We start from the raw sequence: 13,600 nt of genomic DNA, 5'->3' as shown, positions 1-13,600 counted from the left end.
GCGCGGGTGTGAAGGATTGTCAATTCCGCAGTAATTGCTCTCATTATTGCGGTAGATGCGTTCCGAGTGTGGCTTCCCGCACGCAATCGTTAAATGCCGCAATATCCCGATAAAGCAGTATTAGCCTTGATTGCTAATTCTCTTATTTGCGTCTAATCTGCGTTCGAGTCAGTTAGATAGACAATGAAGGGGGGGAGTATGTCGCAATATTCAGAACTCAAGGCTCAGATCGCCAAACTTCAGGCGCAGGCCGATGAAGCACGGCGCACGGAAATCGCCGACGTCATCGCAATGATCCGCGAGAAGATCGTCGAGTACGGCCTGTCGGCCCAGGACCTCGGCTTTGCGGCGGCCGCCAAGCGCGGACGCCCGCCCAAGAAGGCGCCGCTGCCCGCGCGCTATCAGGATCCGAAGACGGGCGCGACCTGGAGCGGGCGCGGCAAGCCGCCCAAATGGATTGCGGGCAAGAATCGCGAGCGTTATTTGATCGCCTGATTGCCGTTATGTAAATGTCAGGTCGCACGGTGCCGGGCGAGCCGCGCGGAACCGCCCCGGCGTATTGGTTTATCCAAATAAAAAGAGCCGCATGAAACATGCGGCTCTTTTTTAGCTGTGGGCAATCGGGCTATTACAGTGTGCGCAAACGATTCACACTGCCTTTTTTTTGCCTTTTTATCTCAAAGTGAGGCATGCCGCGCATTCAGCCCGCGGCTGCGACACGGCGAAGCACTGGACGCCGCGTGGCTTCGATCAGCGCCGAATAGCTTTCGACATAATTACTGGCCATGGTGTGCGAGGTGAAGCGGCGCTCGAACTGCGCGCGAATGGCTTCGCGCGAAAGCGTGTCGATGTTTTGCAGCGCCGCCACGGCGCCCTGGACGTCCTCGCAGATATAGCCGGTCACGCCCGGATCGATCACTTCGGGCACCGAGCCGCGGTTAAAGGCGATCACGGGCGTGCCGCACGCCATTGCCTCGATCATGACGAGGCCGAACGGCTCGGACCAGTCGATCGGGAACAGCAGCGCTTTGGCGCCCGAGAGGAACTCGGGTTTCTGCGCTTCGTTGATCTCGCCGACGAACTCCACGTGCGCCTGCGAAAGCAGCGGCTCGATCTCGGTCTTGAAGTAGTCCTGGTCGACCTTGTCCACCTTGGCTGCGATCTTCAGCGGCAGGCCGGAGAGCGCGGCGATCTTGATGGCGGTGTCCACGCGCTTTTCCGGGCAGATGCGGCCGAGGAACGCGAGATATTCGGGCTTGCGGCTGGTCTGCGGCGTGAGCAGGTTCTTCGGCAGGCCGTGATAGATCGTGTTCAGCCAGTTGGCCTGGTCAAGCGGCTGGCGCTGCGAATCCGAAATCGAAATGACGGGAGCCTCGGAGAACGAATCGAACACCGGCTGCAGCTCGGGCAAATCGAGCCGGCCATGCAGCGTCGTCACGAACGGCGTGTCGAGCGTCGAGAACAGCGGGAACGGCAGATAGTCGAGGTGAAAGTGCAGCACGTCGAACTCGTGCGCCATTTGGCGTACGCGCTCGAGTAGGACGATGTGCGGGGCGAGCGCGTCGCGGATCGTCGGGTCGAGGCGCAGCGCGCGCGGCCAGGCGGCTTCGAGCTTGGCCGATGTGACCGAATCGCCGCTGGCGAACAGCGTCACGTCGTGGCCAAGGTCCACCAGCGCTTCGGTCAGGTAGGACACGACGCGCTCGGTGCCGCCGTAGAGTTTCGGCGGAACGGCTTCGTAAAGTGGCGCAATTTGTGCGATTCGCATTGGCTAGATCTCCTTGGGCATTGGCCGCGTGTCGTGCGACTGACAACAAAAAGTGCTCGGTCAGGCGCAATCGGCTGAGGCGGGCACTGCGGTATCGGGTTATCCCTGAGACTCGATTATGAACATTTGAATGCGCGAGACGAGTTGTTTTGCAATCACTTAATGTTGTTACAGCGGGAAACACCCCCTGTAAGCACGCTTTGCAAAGCGCGACGCGCGGGAGCGCGGCAATCCGCAATTCACGTGCCTGAGCACGGCAATATGTTCAGACCCTGTGTGCACATTCGTTACACATCAATGAAAAGGCTTTTATAATCGACAGACGATTAGGAAAATATACCATCAGCATCGTTTGGGCAGCTTTCCATCTCTCTTTTTCTCGACTTGTCAGAAAAATTCCTACATAAAAAGGGAAATTTTTCTCGCAACGCGTCGCGGCATCCGTCCAATTTCCATTTGCGTGCACCCTCGCCACAATGCGTGGACGACCACTAAACGGGCCGTTCGCCTTGCCGCGCGCCAAACGCGCGCCTGTTGGCATCAAGACGAACGAGCAAACGTTTCCGTTACAGGCTTGACCAGCCGCTAGGTTTCGAATTCGGGGGAATCCATGAGCGCGATGACGCCAAGCGACATGCTCAGCGAGATCAATGAAGTCAATCTGTCATACCTGTTGCTCGCGCAACGGCTGCTTCGCGAAGACCGGCCGGCCGGCATGTTCCGCATGGGCCTCTCCGAGCAACTGGCCGACGCGCTGACCCGGCTCACCGCCGCGCAGACCGCGCGCCTTGCCGCGTCCAGCCAGCTCCTGTGCCGCTTCCGCTTCGACGAGCACGCGATCCTGAGCGCGCTTGCCGAGAAGGGCAAAGCCGCGCAGATCCACGCCGCCATGCTAATGGCCGGCCAGAGTGTCGAACAGGTCGGCTGAGCCGGCGGCCTGTGCCATTCTGGCTGCTGCGCTTGATGCGCGCAGACCGATCCACGCCGCGCCACACCCGGCGATCCAACCTCGTGGCTACAACCCTGTCGCGCCATACCCGGCGATCCAACCCCGCGGCTTCAACCCTGTCGCTCCATATCCGGCGATCCAACCCCGTGGCTTCAACCCTGCCGCTCCATACCCGGCGATCCAACCCCGTGGCTTCAACCCTGTCGCTCCATATCCGGCGATCCAACCCCGCGGCATCAACCCTGCCGTTTCAACCCTGGCGCTTCAACCCTGCCGCTTCAATCCAATTCGTGCTCGCGGCCGCGTTGCCCGGCCATCGGCGGCGGCTCTAAAAAGAGCGACAGATTGCGGCCAACTATCCCGCTAGTGACGTCCTCGCCGGCCACCCGTCGGCATGCCCGTGCGGCGCGACTTTCCGAGCCGGCCCTGAAACGTTTGCCCCTGCGATAAACACGCCTCTGCCCGATCTCAAAGTTTTCCGCGCCGGTGCCGTAAACCCAATCAAGGGCGCGGGCCGATGGGGCACGCGTCGCAATCTTCCAGTGAGGACCCGGCAGTGCTGATTATCGTGGGAACACTCGTGACGATCGTCTGCGTCTTCGGCGGCTACGCGCTGGAGGGCGGCCATCTGGGCGCGCTCATGCAGCCGATGGAGCTGTTGATGATCGGCGGCGCGGGCGTCGGTGCGTTCATCCTCGGCAACGGCATCAAGACGATCAAGGCCACGCTGCGCATCATTCCGTCGCTCTTCAAGGGCGCCAAATACAACAAGGACGTGTACATGGAGCTGCTCGCGCTGCTCTATGTCCTGCTCGCGAAGGCGCGCAAGGAAGGCACGCTCACGCTCGAAGCCGATATCGACGATCCGCAGAAGAGCCCGATCTTCACGCAGTACCCGAAGATCCTGTCCGACCATCACATCGTCGAATTTCTCACCGACTACCTGCGGCTCATGGTGGGCGGCAACATGAACGCCTTCGAGATCGAAAGCCTCATGGACGAAGAGATCGAGACGCACCACGCCGAAGGCGAGGCGCCCGCGCATGCGCTCTCGAAGGTGGGCGACGCGATGCCGGCGTTCGGCATCGTCGCGGCGGTGATGGGCGTCGTGCACACCATGGCGTCCGCCGACAAGCCGCCCGCGGTGCTCGGCGAGATGATCGCCCAGGCGCTGGTGGGCACCTTCCTCGGCATTCTGCTTTCGTATGGCCTGATCGGCCCGCTCGCGAGCCTCGCGGAGCAGCGCGTGACCGAGTCGACCAAGATGTTCCAGTGCATCAAGGTGACGATCCTCGCGAGCCTGAACGGCTATGCGCCCGCCATTGCCGTCGAGTTCGGCCGCAAGGTGCTGTTCTCGACCGAGCGTCCGTCGTTCACGGAGCTCGAAGAGCACGTGCGCCGCGTGAAGGCGAAGTAAGGCGCAACAACGCGAATTGAGGCGAGGACGGCGACGACCATGAAGCACGAGAAGCTCGAGATCCAGGCAATGAAGACGGGGAGCGGCCGATGAGCGGCAACAAGGACCGCGCCATCGTGGTGAAGCGCGCCGCGCCGAAGAAGGGCGGCCATCACGGCGGCGCATGGAAGCTCGCGTACGCGGACTTCATGACCGCGATGATGGCGTTCTTCCTGCTGATGTGGCTGCTTTCGTCGGCGTCGACGGTGCAATTGCGCGGCATTGCCGATTACTTCAACCAGCCGCTCAAGATCACGCTCTGGGGCGGCGATCGCAGCGCAACGGAATCGAGCATCGTGAAGGGCGGCGGGCGCGACATCACCTCGCAGGAGGAGGGCATCACGCGCCGCAGCGACGGCATGAGCGCGCATGCGGACCGTACCGTCGCGCACGCCGACGATCAGGCACAGAGCAAGCAGGAAGGCTCGCTCGAACGCATGGAGCAGGCGCGCCTGCACGATCTGCAGGTCAAGCTGATGGCCGCCATCGAGGCGAACCCGGTGCTGCGCCAGTTCCGGCAGCAGATCCGCATCGACTCCACGCTGCAGGGCCTGCGCATCGAGATCGTCGATTCGCAGAAGCGGCCGATGTTCGCGACGGCGCGCGACGTGGTCGAGCCGTACATGCGCGACATCCTGCAGGCGATCGGCAAGACGCTGAACGACGTGCCCAACCGCATCGTCGTGCAGGGCCACACCGACGCCGTGCCCTATGCGGGCGGCGAGAAGGGCTATAGCAACTGGGAGCTTTCGGCGGACCGCGCGAACGCGTCGCGCCGCGAGCTGATCGCGGGCGGCATGGACGAATCGAAGGTGCTGCGCGTGCTCGGCCTCGCCTCCACGCAGAACCTGAACAAGGCCGATCCGCTCGATCCGGAGAACCGCCGCATCAGCATCATCGTCCTCAACAAGAAGTCCGAAGACGCAATGATGCACGACGACACCACGACCACCACGCTCTCCGACGACGCGGCGGGCTCGGGCAAGACGCTGCTGCCGGGCCAGCTGCCGGGTCTCGCGCCTGGCGCGGGCGGTGCGCAACGGGTGCCGCCCGCGCAGTTGCCCGGCACTGCGCCGGCGGGCATGAAGCTCACGCCCGTGGCGGAGTCGGTCGCACCGGTGCTGGCTCCCGCGGCGCCCGGTATGCCGGGCAAGCCGCTGGAGCCGTGAGGCGCGCGACGAACGGCGACGGTGCAGCGAAAAGGTGCAAGGGCGAAAGGGCGGAAGAGTGAAAGGGCGCGAAGTCAAAGCGCGCGAACGAGGAAGGAATGATCAGAAATATTCTGGCGATCGACGATTCGGCGTCCATGCGGGAGATCCTGCGTGCGGCGTTCGGATCGGCGGGTTACGAAGTGACGGTGGCCAACGACGGCGAAGACGGGCTCGAGCACGCGCTCGCGCAGCGCTTCGATCTCGTGCTCACCGACCTGTACATGCCGCGCATGGGCGGGCTCGACCTGATCAAGCGCTTGCGCGCGAATCCGTCTTACCTGGCAACGCCGATCCTCGTGCTGACCACGGAGTCGGACGAAGGCTTCAAGGCGGCGGTGCGCGATGCAGGCGCGACGGGCTGGATCGAAAAGCCGGTGGACCCGGAGCTGCTCGTCGATCTGGCGAGCGCGCTGGGCGAAACGAATACATGAGGCGCGCGGGCCAGCGCCGCGCGCCGGCCACGCAATTATCGCGGTGAAAGAGCAATGACTCTCGACATCACTCAGTTTTATCAGACGTTTTTCGACGAAGCGGACGAGCTGCTCGCGCAAATGGAGCAGCTCCTGCTGAACCTGAACGTCGGCCAGCCGGATCCCGAGGATCTGGCGGCGATCTTCCGCGCGGCGCATTCGATCAAGGGAGGCGCGGCAACGTTCGGCTTCACGGCGCTCACCGAGACGACCCATATCCTGGAGTCGCTGCTCGACCGCGCGCGCAACAACGAGCTCGTGCTGCGCAAGGACATGATCGATACGTTCCTCGCAACGAAGGACGTGCTCTCCGACCAGCTCGCGGCCTACCGCGCGAGCGCGGAACCCGACGCGTCGGCCGCTGCCGCCGTGCGCGCCAAGCTCGAGCAGCTCTACGCGGAAAGCCGCGGCCTTGCCGCGCCCGCGCCGGTTGCCGCTGCGCCCATTCCTGCGCCCGCTGCCGCACCGGTTGTGGCTGCGCCGGGCGTCGCTACGCCGGGCGTCGCTTCGCCTGTGTTTGCATCCGCGCCCGCAGTCGATTCCGAAGAAGATCTCGAAGCCGCATTCGAAGCCAACCTGCCCGCCGCGATGGCCGCGCACGCAGGCGTGGCGACGCCCGACGTAGCGACGCCCGGCGTGGCGACGCCCGGCGTTCCCGAGCACGTGGTGGATGAGGCGATCGCCGCTGGCCCGGCAGGGGGCGCGGCGGGAGGCGGGGCCGAAGGTCCGCACCTGCGCATCACGTTGCGCAGCGTGGGCGCGAAGGATCAGGAGCTGCTCGCCGAAGAGCTTGGCAATCTGGGCCGCGTTCTCGGCCAGATGAAGAACGGCGAGGACCTCACGCTCTGGCTCGAAACCGACGTGTCCGCCGACGACATCGTCGCCGTGTGCTGCTTCGTGATCGACGAAAGCCAGATCGTGATCGGCCGCGGTGCCGCTCCGCAAGGCGAGGCCAGCGCCGCGCCTGTTGCGCAGGCGAGCGCCGTTGCTGCATCCGCAGCCGCGCCCGTGCCTGCGGTTGAGTCCATGATGCAGGCCGCGCCGGCTGTCGCGGCGCCGCTTGCCGTTGCCCCCACGCCGGCACCGCAAGCACAGGCCGAAGCGAGCGCGCCCGTTGCGCCCGCAGCGCCCGCGCCCGCCGCACCGGCAGCCGCGGACCAGGACCGCAAGCCGCGCGCAGCGGCGGCCGCATCGTCCGAAGGCAGCTCGATTCGCGTGGGCGTGGAAAAGGTCGATCAGCTCATCAATCTCGTGGGCGAGCTCGTCATCACCCAGGCGATGCTGGCGGAAACCACCAGCAGCTTCGACCCGGCCCTGCACGACCGCCTCTTCAACGGCATGGCGCAGCTCGAGCGCAACGCGCGCGACTTGCAGGAAGCGGTGATGTCGATCCGCATGATGCCGATGGACTACGTGTTCAGCCGCTTCCCGCGTCTCGTGCGCGATCTCGCCGCGAAGCTCGGCAAGGAAGTGGAGCTGGTCACCTTCGGCCAGGCGACCGAGCTCGACAAGAGCCTCATCGAGCGCATCATCGACCCGCTCACGCACCTCGTGCGCAACTCGCTCGACCACGGCATCGAAACGGTTCAGGCGCGCCGCGCCGCCGGCAAGGACGGCACGGGCCAGCTCGTGCTCTCCGCCGCGCATCACGGCGGCAACATCGTGATCGAGGTGAGCGACGACGGCGCGGGCCTGCGCCGCGACAAGATCCTCGCCAAGGCGCTCAAGCAAGGCATGCAGGTGAGCGAAACGATGAGCGACGAAGAGGTCTGGAACCTCATCTTCATGCCGGGCTTCTCGACCGCCGACCAGGTGACGGACGTCTCGGGCCGCGGCGTGGGCATGGACGTCGTGAAGCGCAACATCCAGTCGATGGGCGGCCACGTGGAGATCACCTCGCACGCGGGCAAGGGCACCACGACGCGCATCGTGTTGCCACTCACGCTCGCGATTCTCGACGGCATGTCGGTGAAGGTCGGCAACGAGATCTTCATCCTGCCGCTGAACTTCGTCATGGAGTCGCTGCAGCCGCGTCACGAAGACATCTACACCGTCACCAACGGCGACCGCGTGGTGCGCGTGCGCGGCGAATATCTGCCGCTCGTGGCGCTGCACCAGGTGTTCAGCGTGGAAGGCGCGCGCACGGACCCCACGCAAGGCATCGTCACCATCATGGAGACCGAGGGCCGACGCTTCGCGATGCTCATCGACGAGCTCGTGGGCCAGCAGCAGGTGGTCGTGAAGAACCTCGAAACGAACTATCGCAAGGTGCACGGTATCTCGGCGGCGACCATCCTCGGCGACGGCAGCGTCGCGCTGATCGTCGACGTGGCCGCGCTCAACCGCGAGACGCGCGCTTCGCACGGCGTGAGCATGGGCGCTCATGCCGGCGCGAGTGCGGCCAAAAACGCGGGGGCGTTTGCCGAATTCGCGTAAGCGCGGCAAAGCAGGCCGGGTGCGAAGGCGCACGGCAGATTGAGCAGAGATGTACGGGCAGCAGCAAGAGCAGCAGCACGGATCAACCAGGCATTTCCCAACCGTTCAGGGGCTAACGTGGCAGAAGTCCAATCCATCCAGGGTTACGGCGCGCAGGGCGCCGTAGCTGGCGCGCACCGCCGCGACGCGCAACAAGCCGATGCAGGCGGGCAGGAGTTCCTCGTCTTTACGCTCGGCGCGGAAGAGTACGGCATCGACATTCTCAAGGTCCAGGAGATCCGCGGCTACGAGAGCGTGACGCGCATCGCGAACGCGCCCGAGTTCATCAAGGGCGTGATCAACCTGCGCGGCATCATCGTGCCGATCGTGGACATGCGCATCAAGTTCCATCTGGGCCGCGTCGAGTACGACCACCAGACCGTCGTGATCATCCTGAACGTCGCGCATCGCGTGGTGGGCATGGTGGTGGACGGCGTGTCCGACGTGCTCACGCTGCAGCAGGACCAGATCATGCCCGCGCCCGAGTTCGGCGCGACGCTCACGACCGAGTACCTCACCGGGCTCGGCACCGTGGATGGCCGCATGCTGATCCTGATGGACATCGAAAAGCTCATGACCAGCCGCGAGATGGCGCTGATCGAAGCGATCAGCGCGTGAGCGCCGGTTTCGCCGGCTGAAGCTCATCGGCTGAAATACAGCAGGCTAAGGCAAGAAGCAAGGTTGCCACGGGGGGCGGGCCGCGAGGCCCGCGAAAAAGGAAGAGCGGAAAGCCGCCGGCGCGGGCAGTCATCAGCGCGGCAGAGAGCGGCGCACCGCCATGCCTTTCGCACGCAATCGCCGCACAAGACAGGAGCAAACGAGATGTTGCACAGGTGGTCGATCCGCACGACGCTCACGGGCGTCGGAGTCATTCTGTTGGCGCTGACGGGGCTCGTCGGCGCGCTCGGGCTCGTCGCGCTCGGCAATGCGAGCGACTCGCTCTACACGATCGCGCGCGGCGACATTGTCGCGACGCATGCGCTCAGCGATTCGTCGTCGTATCTGCTGCGCGCGCGCGTCTCGCTCGACCGCGTGAATTCGCTCTACGCGGCGGGCCAGAACGACGAGGCGAAGAAGGTCATCGACCGCGCCGATTTTCTGCTTGGCAAGTCCAACGACGCGTGGAAGGCCTTCCAGGCCGCGCCCAAGCAGGGTATCGGTGCAGGCGCGCTCGACACGCTCAACGCGAAGCACGCGAGCTTGCTGCAAGACGGCGTGCAGCCCGAATTCGCGGCGCTGCGTGCAAACGATCAAGCGGCGTACCACGCGGTCGCCGACACGAAGATCAGCCCGATGTTCGTCGACTACGACAACTCGGCCGCGCCAATCGCCCAGCAGTTGCAGGACGGCGCGCAGGCGCGCGAGGAAAGCGCCCGCTCGGAAATCGCGGTGTTTCGCATGCTGATTTGCGCGGCGATCGCGGTGGCGCTCGTGATCGTGGTGGCGATCCGCTTCGCGTTGCGCGGCCTCATCGTGCAGCCGCTCGAAGACGCCGTGCAGTCGTTCGAGCGCATCGCGCAGGGCGACCTCACCGAGCGCATCGAGGTGTACAGCAGGAACGAGATGGGGCGTCTGTTCGCGGGCGTCAAGCGCATGCAGGAAAGCCTCGTGACGCTGGTCACCGCCGTGCATACGGGGGCGGGCTCGATCGACGTGGGCGCGCGCGAGATCGCCATGGGCAACACCGACCTCTCGCAGCGCACCGAGCAGCAGGCCGCGTCGCTGCAGGAGACGGCGTCGAGCATGGAGCAGCTCACCGGCACCGTGCGCCAGAACGCCGAGAACGCGCGCCAGGCGAGCCAGCTCGCGGTCAACGCGTCGGATATCGCGACGCGAGGGGGCGTCGTGGTGGGCGAAGTCGTCGACACGATGCAGGACATCGCCACGAGCTCGGCGAAGGTCGTGGACATCATCAGCGTGATCGAAGGCATCGCGTTCCAGACCAACATTCTCGCGCTCAACGCGGCCGTGGAAGCGGCGCGCGCGGGCGAGCAGGGCCGCGGCTTCGCCGTGGTCGCGGGCGAGGTGCGCAGCCTCGCGCAGCGCAGCGCGAGCGCGGCCAAGGAAATCAAGGAGCTCATCAACAATTCGGCGCAGAAGGTGCAAAGCGGATCGGAGCTGGTGGGCCGCGCAGGCACGACGATGGAGGAAATCCTTCAGGCCGTGCGCCGCGTGACCGACATCATGGGTGAGATCAGCGCGGCTTCGGTGGAGCAGTCGGGCGGCATCGAGCAGGTGAACCGCGCGGTCACGCAGATGGACACCGTCACGCAGCAGAACGCGGCGCTCGTGGAAGAGGCGGCGGCCGCGGCTGCGTCGCTCGAAGAGCAGACGCGCAATCTGCAAACCGTGCTGGCGACGTGGCGTACCAATGGCGGCGGCCATAGCAGCCATATCGGCCACAGCGGTGATGGCGGAGAAACGCGCGCGGTGCGTGCGGCGGGCTCAGTGGGCGCGGCGCCCTTGTCCACCGCTGCGGCGGCGAGCGCGCATGCCGTGAAGCCCGAGATCAAGGCGGCGCCGGCCGCCGCCGCTACGGCGGCAAGGCGCACGTTGTCTTCGGCAGCCGGCGCGGCGGGCGCGAGCGCGAAGCCCGCGGCGACGGCCGATGCAGGCGCGGGGGCGAGTGCGGTTGCGGCGAGGCCCAGGCAACGGCTGGCCGCCGCGGCGCGTGTCGAGCCGCAAGCGGTAAGCGCGGCGGCGTCCGTGAAGGACGATGGCGACTGGGAAACGTTCTGAGTAAGCCGACCCGGCGGACCCAGCAGACCCGGCCCGAGCGGGCCGGCACACGCAAAAACTGACGCGACAATCAGCACAGTAACGAGCATGGCAATGCACATGAGCGCACAAGGACGGCAGGATTCGCACCGCAACGCGGCCCACGAGGCGGCGCTGGCGCTGCACGCCGCGCACGCGCCGCACGCATTGCAGGCGGGCGGCCACGCGGCTTGTTCCGGGGCGGCGCTGGCGGTGGTGGCAAGTGAGGCGGCGCACGCGCGACGCGCAGGAGCGGCGTCATGAAGGCGCTGCGCTTTTCCCGCACCGATCGCACGGACCGGGCCGAGCGCGGCGACGCGTCCCGCTCGCCCGCGCCAGCCGCGCCGGCCTCGCTGGGCGACGGCGGCGCGCGCGATTTCGAATTCACGCCAGCCGACTTCGAGCGCATCCGCGCGCTGATCCACCGCCGCGCGGGCATCTCGCTGTCGGACCACAAGCGCGACATGGCGTACAGCCGTCTCGCGCGGCGCCTGCGCGCGCTCGGGCACGACAGCTTCCGCGCGTATCTCGACGAACTCGAGCAGCGCAACGACGCGAGCGAGTGGGAGGCGTTCACGAACGCGCTCACCACCAACCTGACGGCGTTCTTTCGCGAGGCGCATCACTTCCCGATCCTCGCCGAGTTCGTGAAGCGCCGCTCGCAGGTCTCGGTGTGGTGCTCGGCGGCGTCGACGGGCGAGGAGCCGTACTCGATCGCGATGACGCTGATCGAGGCGCTCGGCGAGCGCGCCGCGCGCGAGGCGAGCGTGCTCGCCACCGATCTCGACACCCAGGTGCTCGCGAAAGCGGACGCGGGCGTGTACGCGTTCGATCAGGTGAAGCATCTCTCGCAGGAGCGCCTGAAGCGCTTCTTCCTGAAGGGCACGGGTGGGCACGCGGGGCTCGTGAAGGTGCGCCCGGAGTTGCGCCAGATGATCCGCTTCGAGCAACTGAATCTCACCGACGCGGACTACGGCTTGCGCACGACGTTCGACGCCATTTTCTGCCGCAACGTGATGATCTACTTCGACAAGCCGACCCAGGCCCAGGTGCTCGCGCGCTTCGAGCCGCTGGTGAAGCCGGACGGCTTGCTGTTCGCGGGTCATTCGGAGAACTTCACGTATGTGACGCAGGCATTCCGCCTGCGCGGCCAGACCGTGTACGAGCGCGCGCAGGGTGGGGTGGCGGCGCCGAGGCACGGCGCGAAGGCCGAACCGATGGGAGCGATCGCATGAGTTTGCCGGTCGCGACCAACCGCTATTTCGACTCGCACTTCCAGCGCCCCGGCGTAAAGTTGCTGCCCAACGAGTTTTTCACCACGAACGACGACATGGTGCTCGTCACCGTGCTCGGCTCGTGTGTGGCCGCCTGCATCCAGGACCGCACGGCGGGCATCGGCGGCATGAATCACTTCATGCTGCCCGACGACGGCGCCGACGCGAACAACACCCTGCCCGCCGCTTCCGACGCGATGCGCTACGGCGCCTACGCGATGGAAGTGCTCATCAACGAGCTGATCAAGGCGGGCGGGCGGCGCGAGCGCTTCGAGGCGAAGGTGTTCGGCGGCGCGGCCGTGCTCGCGGGCATGACGACCATGAATATCGGCGACCGCAACGCCGCGTTCGTGCGCCGCTATCTGGCGACCGAGAGCATCCGCATCGTCGCCGAGGACTTGCAGGGCTCGCATCCGCGCAAGGTGGCGTTCCTGCCGCGCACGGGTCAGGTCATGGTCAAGAAGCTGCGCCTGCAAGAGGCGAGCGTGACCGAGCGCGAGCAGCAACTCGCGCGGCAAACACCCGAAGCGCGCGCCGAGCGGCTCGCGCGAGCACGCGCGCGCGTGGAGCTGTTCGGCCTCGGCAGCGCGGCGCGCAGCGGCAGTTCGGGCAGTTCGAGCAGCTTGGGCAGCGTCGCCGCCAACGCCAATAGCAACGCATTTGCATCATCCGCGCCGCAGCCGGCGCGCTCGCGCATCGAGTTGTTCGGTGCGGGTTCGTCCCCGGCCGTGCGGCCATCCGGTCAAGACAACGCCAGGACAGTAGAGGAGGCGTGAACGCTGTGCAGAAAATCAAGGTTCTATGCGTCGACGATTCGGCGCTGATCCGCAGCCTGATGACGGAGATCATCAACGGCCAGCCGGACATGACCGTCGTCGCCACCGCGCCCGACCCGCTCGTGGCGCGCGAGCTCATCAAGCAGCACAACCCCGACGTGCTCACGCTCGACGTCGAAATGCCGCGCATGGACGGGCTCGACTTTCTCGAGAAGCTCATGCGCCTGCGGCCGATGCCGGTCGTGATGGTCTCCTCGCTCACCGAGCGCGGCAACGAAATCACGCTGCGCGCGCTGGAGCTGGGCGCGGTCGACTTCGTGACCAAGCCGAAAGTGGGGATTCGCGACGGCATGCTCGAATACGCCGAAAAACTCGCCGACAAGGTGCGCGCGGCTGCGCGCGCCCGCGTGCGCCCGGCCGCGCGTGCGCCAGCGCCCGCGCTGGCCGCTGCGGCCGCTGCGGCC

The 13,600-nt window shown here is 65.9% G+C and carries 13 protein-coding genes; 12 read left to right on the top strand and 1 reads right to left on the bottom strand.

Annotated elements, in window-relative coordinates:
- The first annotated feature begins 198 nt into the window (after window positions 1-198).
- A complete protein-coding gene (locus EYW47_RS10445) occupies window positions 199-495 on the top strand; it encodes an H-NS histone family protein (protein WP_133194796.1) in 297 nt (98 codons plus the stop codon).
- Between the two features lie 205 nt (window positions 496-700).
- Here the strand turns inward: EYW47_RS10445 and EYW47_RS10440 are convergent, their stop codons facing one another.
- The gene (locus EYW47_RS10440) at window positions 701-1,768 is read right to left on the bottom strand and encodes a glycosyltransferase family 4 protein (protein ID WP_133194795.1); all 1,068 of its coding nucleotides are present in this window, start codon (window positions 1,766-1,768) and stop codon (window positions 701-703) included.
- Window positions 1,769-2,387: 619 nt separating this feature from the next.
- Here EYW47_RS10440 and flhD point away from each other — a divergent pair.
- The 11 genes from flhD to EYW47_RS10385 all read left to right on the top strand — a co-directional run.
- Window positions 2,388-2,696: a flagellar transcriptional regulator FlhD gene (flhD, locus tag EYW47_RS10435; RefSeq protein WP_377785267.1), complete on the top strand. Its 309-nt coding sequence runs from the start codon at window positions 2,388-2,390 to the stop codon at window positions 2,694-2,696.
- Between the two features lie 577 nt (window positions 2,697-3,273).
- Window positions 3,274-4,134: a flagellar motor stator protein MotA gene (gene motA, locus EYW47_RS10430; protein WP_133194793.1), complete on the top strand. Its 861-nt coding sequence runs from the start codon at window positions 3,274-3,276 to the stop codon at window positions 4,132-4,134.
- Window positions 4,135-4,223: 89 nt separating this feature from the next.
- Entirely contained in the window at window positions 4,224-5,342 is a 1,119-nt protein-coding gene (motB, locus tag EYW47_RS10425; RefSeq protein ID WP_133194792.1) for a flagellar motor protein MotB, read from the top strand.
- A gap of 98 nt (window positions 5,343-5,440) precedes the next feature.
- Complete coding sequence (locus EYW47_RS10420) at window positions 5,441-5,815, top strand: response regulator (RefSeq protein ID WP_133194791.1); 375 nt, start codon at window positions 5,441-5,443, stop codon at window positions 5,813-5,815.
- 54 nt (window positions 5,816-5,869) lie between these two features.
- The gene (locus EYW47_RS10415; RefSeq protein ID WP_133194790.1) at window positions 5,870-8,290 is read left to right on the top strand and encodes a chemotaxis protein CheW; all 2,421 of its coding nucleotides are present in this window, start codon (window positions 5,870-5,872) and stop codon (window positions 8,288-8,290) included.
- A gap of 117 nt (window positions 8,291-8,407) precedes the next feature.
- Complete coding sequence (locus EYW47_RS10410; RefSeq protein WP_133194789.1) at window positions 8,408-8,947, top strand: chemotaxis protein CheW; 540 nt, start codon at window positions 8,408-8,410, stop codon at window positions 8,945-8,947.
- Window positions 8,948-9,151: 204 nt separating this feature from the next.
- Complete coding sequence (locus EYW47_RS10405; protein WP_133194788.1) at window positions 9,152-11,068, top strand: methyl-accepting chemotaxis protein; 1,917 nt, start codon at window positions 9,152-9,154, stop codon at window positions 11,066-11,068.
- 99 nt (window positions 11,069-11,167) lie between these two features.
- On the top strand, window positions 11,168-11,350 hold the full coding sequence (locus EYW47_RS10400; protein ID WP_133194787.1) for a hypothetical protein: 183 nt from the start codon (window positions 11,168-11,170) through the stop codon (window positions 11,348-11,350).
- Window positions 11,347-12,321, top strand: a complete 975-nt coding sequence (locus tag EYW47_RS10395; RefSeq protein ID WP_133194786.1) for a CheR family methyltransferase — start codon at window positions 11,347-11,349, stop codon at window positions 12,319-12,321. Before EYW47_RS10400 ends, EYW47_RS10395 begins: the two co-directional genes overlap by 4 nt.
- Window positions 12,318-13,136, top strand: a complete 819-nt coding sequence (cheD, locus tag EYW47_RS10390; protein ID WP_133194785.1) for a chemoreceptor glutamine deamidase CheD — start codon at window positions 12,318-12,320, stop codon at window positions 13,134-13,136. The genes EYW47_RS10395 and cheD overlap by 4 nt, the downstream gene beginning before the upstream one ends.
- A 5-nt stretch (window positions 13,137-13,141) precedes the next feature.
- The coding region (locus EYW47_RS10385; RefSeq protein WP_133194784.1) for a response regulator at window positions 13,142-13,600 on the top strand (459 nt) is incomplete at its 3' end.

Origin of the sequence: Paraburkholderia silviterrae, from assembly GCF_004353915.1 — a bacterium.
Taxonomy (GTDB): Bacteria; Pseudomonadota; Gammaproteobacteria; order Burkholderiales; family Burkholderiaceae; genus Paraburkholderia; species Paraburkholderia silviterrae.
The sequence above is the reverse complement of the archived record's forward strand: the minus strand, read 5'-3'. Positions and strand labels throughout refer to the sequence as shown.

Bases quoted from the DNA above. Each gene is read 5' to 3' on its own strand.
- EYW47_RS10445 (WP_133194796.1), top strand. From the start codon at position 199: ATGTCGCAATATTCAGAACTCAAGGCTCAGATCGCCAAACTTCAGGCG.
- EYW47_RS10440 (WP_133194795.1), bottom strand. From the start codon at position 1,768: ATGCGAATCGCACAAATTGCGCCACTTTACGAAGCCGTTCCGCCGAAA.
- flhD (WP_377785267.1), top strand. From the start codon at position 2,388: ATGACGCCAAGCGACATGCTCAGCGAGATCAATGAAGTCAATCTGTCA.
- motB (WP_133194792.1), top strand. From the start codon at position 4,224: ATGAGCGGCAACAAGGACCGCGCCATCGTGGTGAAGCGCGCCGCGCCG.
- EYW47_RS10420 (WP_133194791.1), top strand. From the start codon at position 5,441: ATGATCAGAAATATTCTGGCGATCGACGATTCGGCGTCCATGCGGGAG.
- EYW47_RS10415 (WP_133194790.1), top strand. From the start codon at position 5,870: ATGACTCTCGACATCACTCAGTTTTATCAGACGTTTTTCGACGAAGCG.
- EYW47_RS10405 (WP_133194788.1), top strand. From the start codon at position 9,152: ATGTTGCACAGGTGGTCGATCCGCACGACGCTCACGGGCGTCGGAGTC.
- EYW47_RS10400 (WP_133194787.1), top strand. From the start codon at position 11,168: ATGAGCGCACAAGGACGGCAGGATTCGCACCGCAACGCGGCCCACGAG.
- EYW47_RS10395 (WP_133194786.1), top strand. From the start codon at position 11,347: ATGAAGGCGCTGCGCTTTTCCCGCACCGATCGCACGGACCGGGCCGAG.
- cheD (WP_133194785.1), top strand. From the start codon at position 12,318: ATGAGTTTGCCGGTCGCGACCAACCGCTATTTCGACTCGCACTTCCAG.